Here is a 12908-nt window from a genome sequence, read left to right on the forward strand (position 1 = left end):
CCTACTTCTCCAGGCCGTAGTCGAAGCTCACCCGGTCGCCGTGCACTCCGGTCACGGAGATCAGCATCGTGCTGCTCCTGCCCTTGAAGACGGCGGTGCACCGCACGGTGTAGTCCATCTTCGCGGGCAGCCCGCTCGGGCAGCTCACGGACTGCGGGCCGTCCTGGACGAAGGGGATGGCGTAGTTCTCCTTGGCGAGCTTCTCGACCTCCGCGCGCGGCACCGTGTGACCGGCTCCGCTCGCGGTGGCGACCGAGGAGTTGTCGAACACGTTCCATGCCGTCACCACGCCCCCGGCCACTACGGCAGCCGCGGCCACTGCGAGGACGATGCGCTTCTTCATGGGGTGCTCCTTCGATTCCCGCGACGGCCGGACCCTACCGGCTGCTCCCCCAGAGCTTCCTTCGCCGCCCACCACCGCCACCTCGGCCGGGCGGCCGGTTGCACCCCCCGGACCCCGGCCGAAAGGACGACGGCAGCCATCCGACGGCAGCCATCCGACGCCCGCCCGGCCGTCCCGGCCCCGCCAACCGGTCACGCAGGCCTCGTGCCCTCGCGGGCGGCGCGCACGCAGAAGGCCGGGGCGCCGGCCGCGGACACCACGCGTGCCGCTGTGGCGAGCGTCTACTGCGCTGCGCGGACTCCGGGCCGCCTGCTCCGCTTCCCCTGCCCTGCCCCACGGCTTGCCTACCGGATCGCCGGATCCCGGCTCTCGCGGACCGTCCAGCCGATCTCGCCCGGCAGTTCCCCGGCGCGGCGGGTGACACCCAGGCCGGAGGCGGCCACGGCCACCGCCGTGCCGAGGCAGAGCAACGAGCCGGGGAAGCCCGTCACGGCGCCGAGCAGAGCCGGTGCGGCCAGTGCGAACGCGGCCAGCAGCCAGAGGAGTTGGCGTCCGTGCAGATCCCGGCGGAACTTCGCGCGGCCGGCCACGGCGAGGCTCGGGCGGTCGGGTGAGGTGGGGTGCAGGTTGACGGAAGCGCCGTTGACGGGGTCGGCGACGTACTGGCGGGCGGCGTCGCGGGGGAGCTCGCCCCACACCACGTGCCCGGTGTCGGCGACCAGGGCTACGGGAAGTCCCTTGTCGATCAGCTTCCAGCGCGTCGGCAGGCACATCCAGGCCTGGTGGCCGCCGAGTTGGAGTCCGGCCTGGAGCAGGTCCGTGGTGGTGCGCGTCAGGCCGGTGCCGCCGCCCGCCGGATACATCGGATAGACCTGCAGTGGGCGGCCACCCCCGACCGGTGACACTTCGAGCCAGTGCGTGTGCTCGGCCTTGATCGTGCCGGGCTTGTCGCCGCGCGTCTCGTACCGCTTCCAGACGGGTGCCTCGATCCGTACGCGCACGGCGTGCACCTGCCCTGCGGCGGCGTCCGCGCACAGGACGCGCTGGCGGGCGCCCAGCCGGTGCCCCAACAGGTCGGTCGCGACGTAGACGAGCAGCCAGAAGCCGAGGCCCATCCCTACGATGGGGGCGAGGACTGTCAGCACCCCCTCGTACAGGGTGACTCCGAACCGCAGTACGGCGAGCGGCGTGACGATCGTCAGCACCACGCCCGCCGCCAGGCCCCAGTCGTGGGGCGGTTGGCGTAGCGCGCCCGGGATCGAGGCCTGCGCCGGCACGGGCGACTCGACCCGCACCGCGGGCGCCGTCCGGCACGCGAGTATCCATCCGCCGACGGCCAAGGCCGCGACCCCGAGGGTCTCGATGATGTCCCACCTGGGAGTGGGCGCGTCGTGCCGTACGAGGACGAGACCGACCGCGACGGCAACCGCGACGAGCGCGGCACCTCCGCACAAACGGGTAAGAACTGTGGCACGTCGCATGGCGCACCTTTCTCCGAGGCTCCGGTGACGGGGTGGTCAGGGGAGTGGGGGGGAGGTGCGCTGTTCCGTCTGGTCCAGGTGGGGGCAGGACATTCTCGGCCTGACATCGCGGACAAGTAAAGGGGCAGCCGAGCCGAAGGCTCCGCGCCGACCTGAACACGGCAGCCACGCCAACGGCACTGGCCCACTGGGCCGGACTTCTGGGGTGTGCCCGCATCTTCTGAGCACCTGGCCGACAAACATCGAGTACCCAACCGACCGGGGGGCGCCGGAGACGGCCGACGTTGCGCTGTCCGGTGAGACCCCATCCCGAGTGGCCACGCGGTGAAGCTCACCGGCTTTCTCGTATTCCACGTAAGCACCTACTACCAGCCGGCCTGCGATGATCCAGCCGTGCTCGACCCCGACCTCGCGAGATCTCAGCCCGTCTTGGACCTATATGCTTTGACCGCCTCATCGTGCACCCGGGCGACTTCTTTACGCTCGCCTTCGGGACCCGTCGTCAGCAGTACGTGGTAGTGGCCCTCGATGAGCAAAACCGTGTTATTTGCGTATACGGATTTCCCTTCCTTCGTGTCCCACGTGAAATTCCCGACAGCCGCGTTATGCCCACCGACCTTGATCTCACGAAATCCGCTCCCGGTGGCCCAGTTAGAATCCCGATAGATCTGCAGTTCCGGTTCGATATCGCTTTGATAGCCAAGCAGGCTCTTGGAATTCGCCGCAGTGGAATCACGGCCGGGGACGACAGTGAGCGTGTAGGCGCCGTGCGTGTACCGGTACTGTCCGGAGGAGTTCCTGGCGTGTGACTGCCAACCCGTCGGCACATCGGTGCTGAACTCTGGTCCCTGAGCACGTACGTACGCGCTTGTCGGCGATGGTGTCGGTGTCGCAGACGAATGTGCCAAGTGCCCCTGCAACGGGTCGTGCCCGCTCTTCCCGGTGCCGTCCTCCAGATACCTGATTCCGAAAGGGGCAACAGCCAGCAGAGCCAGGGCGGTCAGCCAGCACCAACGCTTCCATCTCCCGAGCACCGGGTCGGCTGCCTCGCCGGCCGGCTCCCGATGCCCCGGCGTGGAGTCGCCGTCCACCGCGTGCCGCAGCGACAACCCCGTGTGCCGGCCCGTCGGCCGATCTCCCGATTCCTTGCGCAGCAGGTCGACGACAAGCGGTCCGGAATCGACCGGCCGAGGAGGTGGTCTTCTGTCGGTCACCGCCGCGCCGACGCCCTCGTCCATGACTCCACCCGGTGAGGAAGCCGCGTCGTATGCGCCTCCCAGCTGCTCCAGCAGCGGAGCCTCCGGCCGCAACGAGGTTGCGTGCCCGTCCGGTCGGCCTGACGGCGCGGCCACCGCGCGGTTGCGCACCAGGGCGATGGCGTTACCGGCATTGCGTGCCCGCTGCTGCGGAACAGGCCAGGACCTCGCCTCCAACTCCCCGCGTACGTACCAGAACAGCGCTTCCATCTCCAGCGGATCCGAGGCACCGGGGATCCCGAATTCCAGGGCCTTCAGGAGTTCGCCGGTGAAGGCGGTATATGTCTCCCCTTCGGGCGCCCAGGCAAGTTTGGTTTCAGCGGAGGCAGTCATCAGGTAAGTGCCTTCGACCATGGCGTGGTTGGCCACCTCGACCGCGGCACCCATGTGCCCGACAAGTGCCCGGCCGCTGTAGCAGCAGTCCAGGATCACCACCTTGCTCGTAGCCGTACAGGCGTCGACCAACTGCTGGCGCAGGTCCTCATACGCCACGGCACGGTAGAGGCGCTGTGCGTGCGACTTCGGCAGAGCCAGATAGAGCTCACCATTCGGAGAGACGAGGCCGTGGCCCGCGAAGTACACGACAAAGGCGTCCTCCGCCTCGGCCGCAGCATCGTGCACGGCGTCCAGTACCGTGTCCGGGGAAGGCGGATTGAGCAGGACAGTGCACTGATCGGGGCACCGCAGCCCCCACAGGTCGGGGTCGCCCAGAACCTTCGCCAGGCGGTTGACGTTGTTCACCACCGACGGCAGATCGGGCAGCGCGCCGTAGCTGTCCACCCCAATGATCACGGCACGGGATCTGGCCGGGTCGGGCAACCGGCTCACTGGCTGCTCCCCGCTCCAGCACCGGCCTGCTCCGGTCCCTCGGTCCGGTCGCTCCCGGACGCCGCCCGCAGCGTCTCCACGATGCGCCGGATCGTCTCATGGGACGCGTCGTCCACCTTGAGGGGCCGGCCGGTTGCCGTGACGGCGATAGTGATCGGCGGAGCGGCCGAACGCGCGGCGCGCCAGGCTGCATAGGACATCGGCAGGTCGGATATGGCCTCCTGCCCGCCGTCGGCAGTCGTCGCGACCCGGATGTACATGCTTTCCCCCAGCCTTTCCATCTCGCCCACGATAGGGAAGGTCGCGCCTCCTGGGAGCCGAAAACCCCGATCGGCGGGGGTGCGCTCCCTTCCCCTGGTGTTGATGCTCCCTTGGAGCGGTAGGCCGAGATCTTCCAGTCGGCGCGGAGTCGGCGAAAACTGCGGAACGAACGGGGTCTGCCACCGCCGACTTCCTGATACCGACCCCCCCAGGGAAACGACGTCGGAATGAACAAGAGCCTGTACCGCCCGGGTCGCGCGAATGCCGCACACATCACCTGGCGTCATTCTCGAAGCCAAGGCTCGTGGCGCGGTCCCCGAGGCCGCACGTGTCTACTTTGACGACGAGGCGCCGGGCCCCTCGACGAGCGGCTGCGACCAGCGCGGGCCCGCTATGACCTGGGGCCTGTCCGGCGGATCATGCCGGGCGGCCCGCCGGCGCTGATTCGCTGTGGCGACCCGCCGGACGAGGAGCTGGGTGGAGCAGGGTGAGCCCGTCGATAAATACCTCGACATCGGTCGCGGTGATCGGGGACGCTTCGCGCGATGACCAGAATCGACGACACACCGCCTGAGTGGGACGAGCGCACCCAGCTCACCACGTTTCTCGACTACACCCGGGACACCGCCCGCGCCAAGTGCGATGGCGTCTCTGCGGAGAACGCCCGCAAGTCGCTCCTGCCGGGCTCACCGCTGATGACCATGAGCGGAGTGATCAACCACCTCCGCTGGGTCGAGTACTACTGGTTCCAGGTGGTGTTCCTCGGTGAGGAAGACCAGGGTCCCTGGACCGAGGAGGACCCTGACCGCGAGATGCGTATCGCCGTCGACTTCCCGCTCACGCAGTTGCTCGACGAATACGCCGAACACAGCGCCCGCTACCGCGAACTGGTCGCCGGGAATGGCCTGGACAGCCAGGCCAGGCGAGCCGTCCGCGACGGCCTCCATGTCGACCTGCGCTGGATTCTCCTTCACCTCACCGAGGAGACAGCCCGCCACAACGGCCACCTGGACATCCTGCGCGAGATGCTCGACGGCACGACCGGCGACTAGATCCGGCGGAGATCAGGGGCGGAGCCAGAGTCGGATCGAGGCGACGGTGACGGTGCCTTGGAAGACGTAGGCCCGCTTGTCGGACCTCGTCGCCACGGCCGGGAGTTCTTCAACGCGTTGATCACCAGGGCCGGCGGGCGGCGTCCGCCCCGCCGCGCGTGGATTGCGCCGCAGGTGCTGGACTTTGATCCGGTCGGCCGTGGTCGAGAACCGCACAGTGCGGGCTTCGGGGTCCCAGCTGTAAGCCATGGTTGTCAGGTGAGGGTGGCCACTGCGCTTGATGGTCGCGAGCGTGCCGAACTGCTGCCGGCCAAGCAGTCCGGAGAGGGCTTCGTCGGACAGTGAGCGAGGCGCTGGTCGTTGAGTCATGAAGTGATCAACACCCCTGGCCGTCCAGCACTTTCATGGACTGCATGAGCCGGACGCCCACTTTCACAACACGCCCTGGCGCGGCCCACGGGCAGACGGCGATCCGCACCGTGGCACAACTCGCCGACCACGTGGAGCGGGTTCGGAAACGGCCCGACAAGCCCACCTGTCGCGACCGGCTCCGCCGTACGGCCTACCCCGAGTCCTACCGCTTCGACCGCACCGCCAGGCCGCCGAGACCATGGGGCGACCGTCCAGCCGGGTACTACGAGCGGACAGGCCGACGCATCCGAGCGGCCTCACCCGGCGCGCAGGCCCGTGCTATTCCTCCGGCGGCTGGGCCTCCATCAGCCGTTCCGCGATGTCGTCGGCCCAGGCCAGGGCCCACAGGCGGAGTTCGGTGACGCCCTGGTCGTCCAGGCCGTACGCGGTGAACTCCCTGTCGTCCATCCAGTCGGTGCCGGTGAGGCGGGACTGGAGGTCGGTGAGGTCGAAGGTGTCGCGGGCGTGGCGGCGGCCGAGGTCTTCGAGGTCGGGGAGGCTCCAGCGGTCCGCCGCCGCGTGCACGACGAGGAGGTCGCGGGGCAGGCCACGGTCGGTCAGCGCCCAGACCCGCATGCCGACCGTGTCTTCGAGGGAGAGGGTCAGGCCGAGTTCCGTCCGGACCGGCGGGTGCCACAGGGCCTCCTTGAGGAGGTCCACCTCGCCGGCCTCCTCCGACACCGCGTCGGTGACGACGAGTTGGGCGGAGAGCGGGTCCGTCTCGCGCACGCTCACCCGCCAGCCGCGGTCGCGCAGCACCGCGGCGACCGTCTCGGCGATCGTCCGCATCGGCGCCGGGTGCTGGGTGGCGGCCTCCAGGGTGCGGCCGGGGCGGTCGGACAGGCCGTGGGCCTGGGCCGCGTAGTCGCCGGTCAGGGCGAGGGGGTACGCGGCGCCGGCCGACAGCAGGTCCGGCAGCAGGCGGCGGTGCAACTCGCTGAGGTTGAGGTTCACGTGGCGGCCGGTGTCCTGCGGGGGAGTTCGGCGGCAGAGGGGGGTGCCATGAGGGGGATTATCGCTGGCCGGGAGGCAGCACGGGTGCCGCGACTCCTCGTACGGGGCCACGACCACCCCGGTACGGCGCCACGACTCGTCGTACAGTGCCGCGGCATCGCCCGGCGCCGAGCAGTCGTAACCCGGCGCCCCCCAGCGCGCCGTCGGCACAGGTGCCTGCGGCACACTCCGCACATGGAGTCCACCCGTCCGCCGTCCGCCTGTTGCGCGCCCTCCGCCCCCGCGGACCCCTCGGCAGCGCGGCCTCTTCCCGGCCCCGGCGACAGCCCCGGGAGCACCGGGACCACCGGGACCACCGGGACCACCGGGACCACCGGGACCACCGGGACCACCGGGACCACCGGCATGGTCGCGCTCGCCGGTGGTGAGTTCCTCATGGGCGGCGCGGACGCCGACGGCTTTCCGGCGGACGGGGAGGGGCCGGTACGGGCCGTGCGCGTGGCGCCGTTCCTCGTCGACGCCTGCGCGGTGAGCAACGACGAGTACGCCGCGTTCGTCGCCGACACCGGGTACGTCACCGACGCCGAACGGCTCGGCTGGTCGTACGTCTTCGCCGGGTTCCTGCCCGCCGCGCTGCGCCGGGGCGCGCCCCGGCCGCCGGAGACGCCCTGGTGGTGCGCGGTCGCGGGGGCCGCCTGGCACCGGCCGGCCGGGCCGGGCAGCGGGCTCGACGGGCTCGGCCGCCATCCCGTCGTCCATGTCTCCTGGTACGACGCCGCCGCCTACGCCTCCTGGTCCGGCAAGCGGCTGCCCACCGAGGCGGAGTGGGAGTACGCCGCCCGGGGCGGTCTGGAACAGGCCCGCTATCCCTGGGGGGACGAGCTGGACCCGGACGGGGAGTACCGGTGCAACATCTGGCGCGGGACCTTCCCCACCCGTAACACCGCCGCCGACGGATACCTGGGCACCGCCCCCGTCGACGCCTTCGCACCCAACGGCTACGGCCTCCACAACGTGTCCGGCAACGTCTGGGAGTGGTGCGCCGACCGGTGGACGACCGCCCACGGCCCGGACGCCGACCAGGGCACGGACACCGACCACGGCGCCCGCACCGAGCACGGCAGCGCCCGCGTCATCCGGGGCGGCTCGCACCTGTGCCACGCCTCCTACTGCAACCGCTACCGGGTCGCCGCCCGCACCGCCAACACCCCCGACAGCTCCACCGGCCACACCGGCTTCCGCTGCGTCCGCGGCGCGGGGTGACCCGGGGGGTCAGGCGTGCTCCGGCTTGTACACCGCCAGCGCCCAGATCACGAAGAAGTCGATGCCGATCATGATGAGGGCCCAGAGCGGGGCGTAGGGCAGGAACAGGAACTGGGCGAGCATGCTCAGCGCGGCCAGGAAGATGCCGACCCCGCGAGCCCAGCCGGGGGCGCCCTTGAGGAGGGCGGCGCCCGCGATGACGCCGAGTACGCCGAGGATCAACAGGATCCAGCCCCAGCCGGTGAGGTTGATCTTGTACACGTAGTTGTGGATGCGGGTGTACACGTCGTCGGTGGCGATGGCGGAGATGCCCTGCAGAATGGCGAAGACGCCGTTGATCAGCAGGAGGACCCCCGCGAAGACGACACCGCCGGTGGTCCAGCCGCTGGTCGGGGCGGGTGCCGGATGCGTCTGCTGTGTCATGGGTACGACGATCCGGCCGACCTCGGCCCGCCACCAGAGGTGTTACTCCGAACAGGTGAACCCGGGTCCCGGGTCCGGGTCCCGGGTCCGGGTCCCCGGTCGTCACTCGCCGACCGGGCCGACGTACGTCCCCGGGTGGGTCGCACCGTCCTGGAGCACCACGGCACCGCCGTGCCACGGCAGGTCGTACGAGGTGCGCTGGTCCGGCGCGGTGATGACGACCGTGGTCGGCGTGAAGGTGGTGGAGTCGCCCTGCGCCGGCACCAGGAAGGTGATCGTGAAGTTGGCGGAGGCCCCGTTCGCCAGGGTGACCCGCTTCGGGGTGGCGTTCGTGCGCTGGAGCGACCACTGCTGACCGCTGTTGACCAGGTCGACGCCCGGGAAGCCGTAGAGCGTGCAGGAGTGGCCGCTCTTGTTGGTGAGCGCCACGACCGCGTGCTTCTGCTGGCCGGTGCCGCTGCCGGAGTCGGCCCAGGAGTAGCCGAGCCCGGAGGCCTGGCAGGCGGCCACCGAGCCGCCGGAGGCCGAGGAACCGCCCGAGGTGGACGAGCCCGTGCTCCCACCCGTGCTGCTCCCCGACCCGGTGTTCCCGGCCGGCGTAGAACCGGAACCCGAACCGGAGCCGGTCGAGCCGCCGGAGCCGGTCGAGCCGCCGGAGCCCGTGGAGCCGCCGTTGCCGGTGGCGTCGCCCGCCGCCGGAGCCGCCGTACCGCCGTCGGAGGTGACGGAGCCGGTCGCGGTGCCGTTGCACGCGGTCAGCAGGGCCATCAGCGCGGCGGCGCCGGTCAGGGCGGCGGCGGCCTTGCGGAGGTTGCGGCGACGGTTCGACATGGGGTCCCCCAGCGGTGGTGTTCTTCCCGGCTCTCTGCCGGACACCTCTTTCGATGCGGCTCCGGGCAGGGAAGTTCGGGACCTGCCGTCACGGGACCGTCGTGGTCGTGTCACGCCCGCCGTTACAGAATCCGGCGGCTCAACTCCCTTGTGGCAACTCCCTCATGACATCAGGCCATCCAGAAGAACACCGCCGTCATCCGCTTCTCCTCCAGCGTCTTGCCGGCGTAACCGGTGGCGCTGTGCACGAGGTTGGCGCTGTAGAGGAGCAGCCGGTTGTACTTGTGCGGGACGCGGACGTCCTCCTCGAAGTGGTCGCCCGGGACGAACCGGGTCCCCAGCGCCTCGACCAGGTTGTTGTGGGGAGCCTGGACGATGTTGCCGCCGAGCCTGCCGCCGGGCAGCGACTGGCGGTAGAAGGCGGTGCCGCAGTCCTTGGCGACACCGGGGTTGAGATACAGCACCGCCGCGTACCGGCACAGCGCCCGTGAGTCGGTGTGCGGGCGCGGCTCGCTCTCGCCCTCGCCGACGACCTGGACGCAGTTGTGGTTGAGGGTGCCGCCGCCGGGCGCCTGCTGCACCCACAGTCTCCCGGCGCCGGTCGCCTGCTTCACCAGGCCTTCCAGGACGGCGAGTTCGGCGGGTTCGAGGCCGGGCATGGTGCGCAGTCCGGGCCAGGTCTCCGAGGTGTACGGGTATCCCTGGACCCAGTCGTCCTTGGCCAGGCAGCGCTCGCGCACGGCGTCCACGTCCGGCAGAACGTCGTCGAACACCCAGTAGTCACGGCCCCTGGTGGGCTTGCGGTAGGGCAGTACGGGCAGCGCGGCGGGGCCACGGCCGGGACCCTGACCGGGAGCGGCGCCGCGGGGAACGCGCGCGGATGGTGGCTGTGGGGGCATGCGGCGAAGCTAGCCCGCGGCTTTGTCATGGCCACACTGACCAGGGGAAGTCATCACCCTCCCGTGGCCAAGACATGGGAAGGCGGCACCCCCGGCAGGGCAAGGCCTCACAAGTTCTTTGCCAAACCAAAAGGTTTCCGGAGCTTCCCCCGTCCGTATTCATGGGCGACCGACCCCGCCCCTGCGCGGGACACCTGACCGGCAGGAGGCACCAGTGCGCTTTTCGCGGAACGCGACGGGAACTCTCTTTGTGGGCGGAGCCCTCAGCCTGACCCTCGCGGCACTGGCGTACCCGAGCATGCTGGGTGTGAACACCGTGTCCAGCGACACGACCCGCGTCATCGCCAACACTCAGTGGGGGCCCCTGACCGAAGGCGACCGTGACTTCGTGGTGAAGGTGCGCGCGGCCGGGCTGTGGGAGTACCCCGTGGGCCAGATCGGCCTGAAGAAGGGCCAGAGCCAGGCGGTCCTCACCGCGAGCAAGCACCTGATCGACGGCCACGCGGCGCTGGACGCCAGCTGCCGCAAGATCGCGCCCATGCTCAACATCACCCTCCCGAACCTGGCCTCTCCGCAGCAGCAGGGGTTCGTCAACACCCTGAACGCGGACAGCGGCAAGAAGTTCGACACGGACTTCGCCAACATCCTGCGGATCACGCACGGTTCGATCTTCAACACGATCGCCAAGATCCGCTCCACCACCCAGAACACCCTGGTGCGGATCCTGGCCGACCAGGCCAACGCCACGGTCCTGGACCACATCACGGTGATGGAGCAGACCGGCCTGGTCGACTTCCCGTCGGTCCTCTTCCAGGAGACGACCCCGCCGAAGCTGCCCGCCACCGACCTGACCCCGCCGCCTCCGGACGCGGGCCAGCCGCAGGTCGTCCTCACCCCGCCGGTCAACAGCACGACCAGCCCGCCGGCCCTGCCGGGCGAGAACGGCTTCACGGGCAGTGGGGCCGGCGTCGGCACCGGCAATGCCGATGGCAATGCCACCGGCGTCTCCCCGACCCCCAACCCCACCGCCGGCTAGGCGCCCAGCCACACCGTGGTGTCGGGCGGCAGCGTGCCGTCCAGCGGCAGCGGCACGCTGGCCAGCAGCACTTCGCCCGGCGGCAGGGGCACCGGCGCGTCCGACACGTTCGTGACGCACCGCCAGCCCTCCGTCCGGGCGAAGTGCAGCACCCCCTCCGGCGACTCGGCCCAGGTCAGCGCCTCGCCCTCGATCAGCTTGCGGCGCAGCCGCAGCGCGGTGCGGTACAGCTCCAGGGTGGAGCCCGCCGTACCGGCCTGCGTCTCGACGGCGTACGACGCGAACCACTGCGGCTGCGGCAGCCAGGCACCGCCGGACCCGAAGCCGTACGACGGTCCGCCCGCCGTCCACGGCAGCGGCACCCGGCAGCCGTCGCGGCCCTTGCGGGCATGGCCGGTCTGTTCCCAGATCGGGTCCTGGAGGACGGCGGCGGGCAGGTCGGCGGCCTCGGGCAGCCCGAGTTCCTCACCCTGGTAGACATACGACGATCCGGGCAGCGCCAGCATCAGCAGCGTGGCGGCGCGTGCCCGGCGGAGACCATGAGAAGCATCGACCTCCGGCGCCCGGCCGCCGGACAGCAGCCAGGCGTTCTCGTCGGTGCCGGGCGGCAGCATCAGCCGGGAGGCGTGCCGTACGACGTCGTGGTTGGAGAGCACCCAGGTGGCGGAGGCGCCGGCCGCGCGGGCGGTGGCGAGGGAGCCGGTGATGACCTCGCGGAGGGCGTCCGCGTCCCACGGGGTCTGCAGGTACTCGAAGTTGAAGGCCTGGCCGAGTTCGTCCGGGCGGGCGTACAGGGCGCGGCGGGCACCGGGCACCCAGGCCTCGGCGACGGCCGTGCGCGGCGGGGTGTAGGCGTCGAAGATCTTGCGCCAGTCCCGGAAGATCTCGTGCACCTCGTCACGGTCCCAGTAGGGATGCGTGCCGGGCGGTACCCGCTCCAGCGCCTCCTCGCCGGTCGCACCGAACTCCGCCACGTCCCGCAGCGGCTCGGCGAGGTCCTTCACCAGGGCGTGCGCCACGTCGATGCGGAAGCCGTCGACGCCCCGGTCGGACCAGAAGCGCAGGGTGGTGCGGAAGTCGGCGCGGACCTCCTCGTCGGCCCAGTTCAGGTCGGGCTGCTCGGGGGCGAAGAGATGCAGGTACCACTCGCCGTCCGGGACCCGGCGCCAGGCGCTGCCGCCGAACACCGACTGCCAGTCGGAGGGCGGGAGTTCGCCGTGCTCGCCGCGGCCGGGCCGGAAGACGTAGCGGTCGCGGGCCGCCGACCCGGGGCCCGCGAGCAGGGCCTCCTGGAACCAGGGGTGCAGATGCGAGGTGTGGTTCGGGACGATGTCGACGATCACCTTCAGGCCCAGCCGGTGCGCCTCGGCGACCATCGCGTCGAAGTCGTCCAGGGTGCCCAGGCGCGGGTCGACGTCCCGATAGTCGGCCACGTCGTAGCCGCCGTCGGCGAGTTCGGACGGGTAGAACGGGCTGAGCCACAGGGCGTCCACGCCGAGCGCGCCCAGATGGGACAGCCGTTCGGTGACGCCCCGGAGGTCACCGAGCCCGTCGCCGTCCGCGTCGGCGAAGCTGCGCGGATACACCTGGTAGATCACGGCCTGGCGCCACCAGTCGGGGTTCCGGGAGGAGAGGTCGACCACGCGCGTTCCTTTCGGGCGGGAGGGAGTTCGAGCGGGGGGAAACCGAGAACAAGTCTGTCCATAATGCCGAGAAAGCGAACCTTCACACCGGCCGGAGCGAATCATTCCCCGTGTGAGGGAGTTGTAATGAGCCCCGAACATCTCTTGATTCAGGGCAGGTTGACAGGCTTCGGCACGTCACACGACCATGGGCGGACACCGTGGCGCATGTGACCAATGAGCCTGGT

General features: G+C 70.5%; 12 protein-coding genes and 1 pseudogene. 3 read left to right on the forward strand and 10 right to left on the reverse strand.

Annotated features, from left to right (window positions below):
* Position 1: 1 nt before the first annotated feature.
* The 4 genes from ACFWXC_RS05965 to ACFWXC_RS05980 form a co-directional block, all read right to left on the reverse strand.
* Positions 2 to 343 carry a DUF4333 domain-containing protein gene (locus tag ACFWXC_RS05965; protein ID WP_384473717.1) on the reverse strand — a complete coding sequence of 114 codons (342 nt, stop codon included), beginning with the start codon at positions 341 to 343 and terminating at the stop codon, positions 2 to 4.
* Positions 344 to 687: 344 nt separating this feature from the next.
* The gene (locus ACFWXC_RS05970) at positions 688 to 1824 is read right to left on the reverse strand and encodes a hypothetical protein (protein ID WP_384473720.1); all 1137 of its coding nucleotides are present in this window, start codon (positions 1822 to 1824) and stop codon (positions 688 to 690) included.
* Between the two features lie 419 nt (positions 1825 to 2243).
* On the reverse strand, positions 2244 to 3908 hold the full coding sequence (locus ACFWXC_RS05975) for a caspase domain-containing protein (protein WP_384473723.1): 1665 nt from the start codon (positions 3906 to 3908) through the stop codon (positions 2244 to 2246).
* Complete coding sequence (locus ACFWXC_RS05980) at positions 3905 to 4198, reverse strand: hypothetical protein (RefSeq protein ID WP_384473726.1); 294 nt, start codon at positions 4196 to 4198, stop codon at positions 3905 to 3907. Before ACFWXC_RS05980 ends, ACFWXC_RS05975 begins: the two co-directional genes overlap by 4 nt.
* A 516-nt stretch (positions 4199 to 4714) precedes the next feature.
* Between ACFWXC_RS05980 and ACFWXC_RS05985 the strand changes: the two genes are divergently transcribed.
* Positions 4715 to 5221: a DinB family protein gene (locus ACFWXC_RS05985; RefSeq protein ID WP_384473729.1), complete on the forward strand. Its 507-nt coding sequence runs from the start codon at positions 4715 to 4717 to the stop codon at positions 5219 to 5221.
* A gap of 150 nt (positions 5222 to 5371) precedes the next feature.
* On the opposite strand, the pseudogene ACFWXC_RS05990 reads toward ACFWXC_RS05985, so the two are convergent.
* Together ACFWXC_RS05990 and ACFWXC_RS05995 are read right to left on the reverse strand one after the other, a co-directional pair.
* A pseudogene (locus tag ACFWXC_RS05990) lies at positions 5372 to 5590 on the reverse strand (pyridoxamine 5'-phosphate oxidase family protein); the annotation flags it as partial.
* 321 nt (positions 5591 to 5911) lie between these two features.
* Positions 5912 to 6586 (reverse strand): hypothetical protein, encoded by a 675-nt coding sequence (locus ACFWXC_RS05995; RefSeq protein WP_384473732.1) that lies wholly within the window; start codon positions 6584 to 6586, stop codon positions 5912 to 5914.
* 234 nt (positions 6587 to 6820) lie between these two features.
* On the opposite strand from ACFWXC_RS05995, the gene ACFWXC_RS06000 reads away from it, so the two are divergent.
* Positions 6821 to 7849 carry a formylglycine-generating enzyme family protein gene (locus tag ACFWXC_RS06000; RefSeq protein ID WP_384473735.1) on the forward strand — a complete coding sequence of 343 codons (1029 nt, stop codon included), beginning with the start codon at positions 6821 to 6823 and terminating at the stop codon, positions 7847 to 7849.
* 9 nt (positions 7850 to 7858) lie between these two features.
* Here ACFWXC_RS06000 and ACFWXC_RS06005 read toward each other — a convergent pair whose 3' ends face one another.
* The 3 genes from ACFWXC_RS06005 to ACFWXC_RS06015 form a co-directional block, all read right to left on the reverse strand.
* A complete protein-coding gene (locus ACFWXC_RS06005) occupies positions 7859 to 8272 on the reverse strand; it encodes a hypothetical protein (RefSeq protein WP_384473738.1) in 414 nt (137 codons plus the stop codon).
* Between the two features lie 102 nt (positions 8273 to 8374).
* On the reverse strand, positions 8375 to 9103 hold the full coding sequence (locus ACFWXC_RS06010) for a DUF4232 domain-containing protein (protein ID WP_384473741.1): 729 nt from the start codon (positions 9101 to 9103) through the stop codon (positions 8375 to 8377).
* Between the two features lie 170 nt (positions 9104 to 9273).
* Positions 9274 to 10002, reverse strand: a complete 729-nt coding sequence (locus ACFWXC_RS06015) for a DUF6445 family protein (RefSeq protein WP_384473744.1) — start codon at positions 10000 to 10002, stop codon at positions 9274 to 9276.
* A 250-nt stretch (positions 10003 to 10252) separates the two neighbouring features.
* On the opposite strand from ACFWXC_RS06015, the gene ACFWXC_RS06020 reads away from it, so the two are divergent.
* Positions 10253 to 11038: a DUF4142 domain-containing protein gene (locus tag ACFWXC_RS06020; RefSeq protein ID WP_384473746.1), complete on the forward strand. Its 786-nt coding sequence runs from the start codon at positions 10253 to 10255 to the stop codon at positions 11036 to 11038.
* On the opposite strand, the gene ACFWXC_RS06025 is transcribed toward ACFWXC_RS06020, so the two are convergent.
* A complete protein-coding gene (locus ACFWXC_RS06025) occupies positions 11035 to 12681 on the reverse strand; it encodes an alpha-amylase family glycosyl hydrolase (RefSeq protein WP_384473749.1) in 1647 nt (548 codons plus the stop codon). The genes ACFWXC_RS06020 and ACFWXC_RS06025 overlap by 4 nt on opposite strands.
* Between the last annotated feature and the right edge of the window lie 227 nt (positions 12682 to 12908).

The sequence above is a fragment of the Streptomyces sp. NPDC058683 genome (assembly GCF_042716195.1).
Lineage (GTDB): Bacteria > Actinomycetota > Actinomycetes > Streptomycetales > Streptomycetaceae > Streptomyces.

Bases quoted from the DNA above. Each gene is read 5' to 3' on its own strand.
- ACFWXC_RS06010 (WP_384473741.1), bottom strand. From the start codon at position 9,103: ATGTCGAACCGTCGCCGCAACCTCCGCAAGGCCGCCGCCGCCCTGACC.
- ACFWXC_RS06005 (WP_384473738.1), bottom strand. From the start codon at position 8,272: ATGACACAGCAGACGCATCCGGCACCCGCCCCGACCAGCGGCTGGACC.
- ACFWXC_RS06015 (WP_384473744.1), bottom strand. From the start codon at position 10,002: ATGCCCCCACAGCCACCATCCGCGCGCGTTCCCCGCGGCGCCGCTCCC.
- ACFWXC_RS05985 (WP_384473729.1), top strand. From the start codon at position 4,715: ATGACCAGAATCGACGACACACCGCCTGAGTGGGACGAGCGCACCCAG.
- ACFWXC_RS06000 (WP_384473735.1), top strand. From the start codon at position 6,821: ATGGAGTCCACCCGTCCGCCGTCCGCCTGTTGCGCGCCCTCCGCCCCC.
- ACFWXC_RS05965 (WP_384473717.1), bottom strand. From the start codon at position 343: ATGAAGAAGCGCATCGTCCTCGCAGTGGCCGCGGCTGCCGTAGTGGCC.
- ACFWXC_RS05970 (WP_384473720.1), bottom strand. From the start codon at position 1,824: ATGCGACGTGCCACAGTTCTTACCCGTTTGTGCGGAGGTGCCGCGCTC.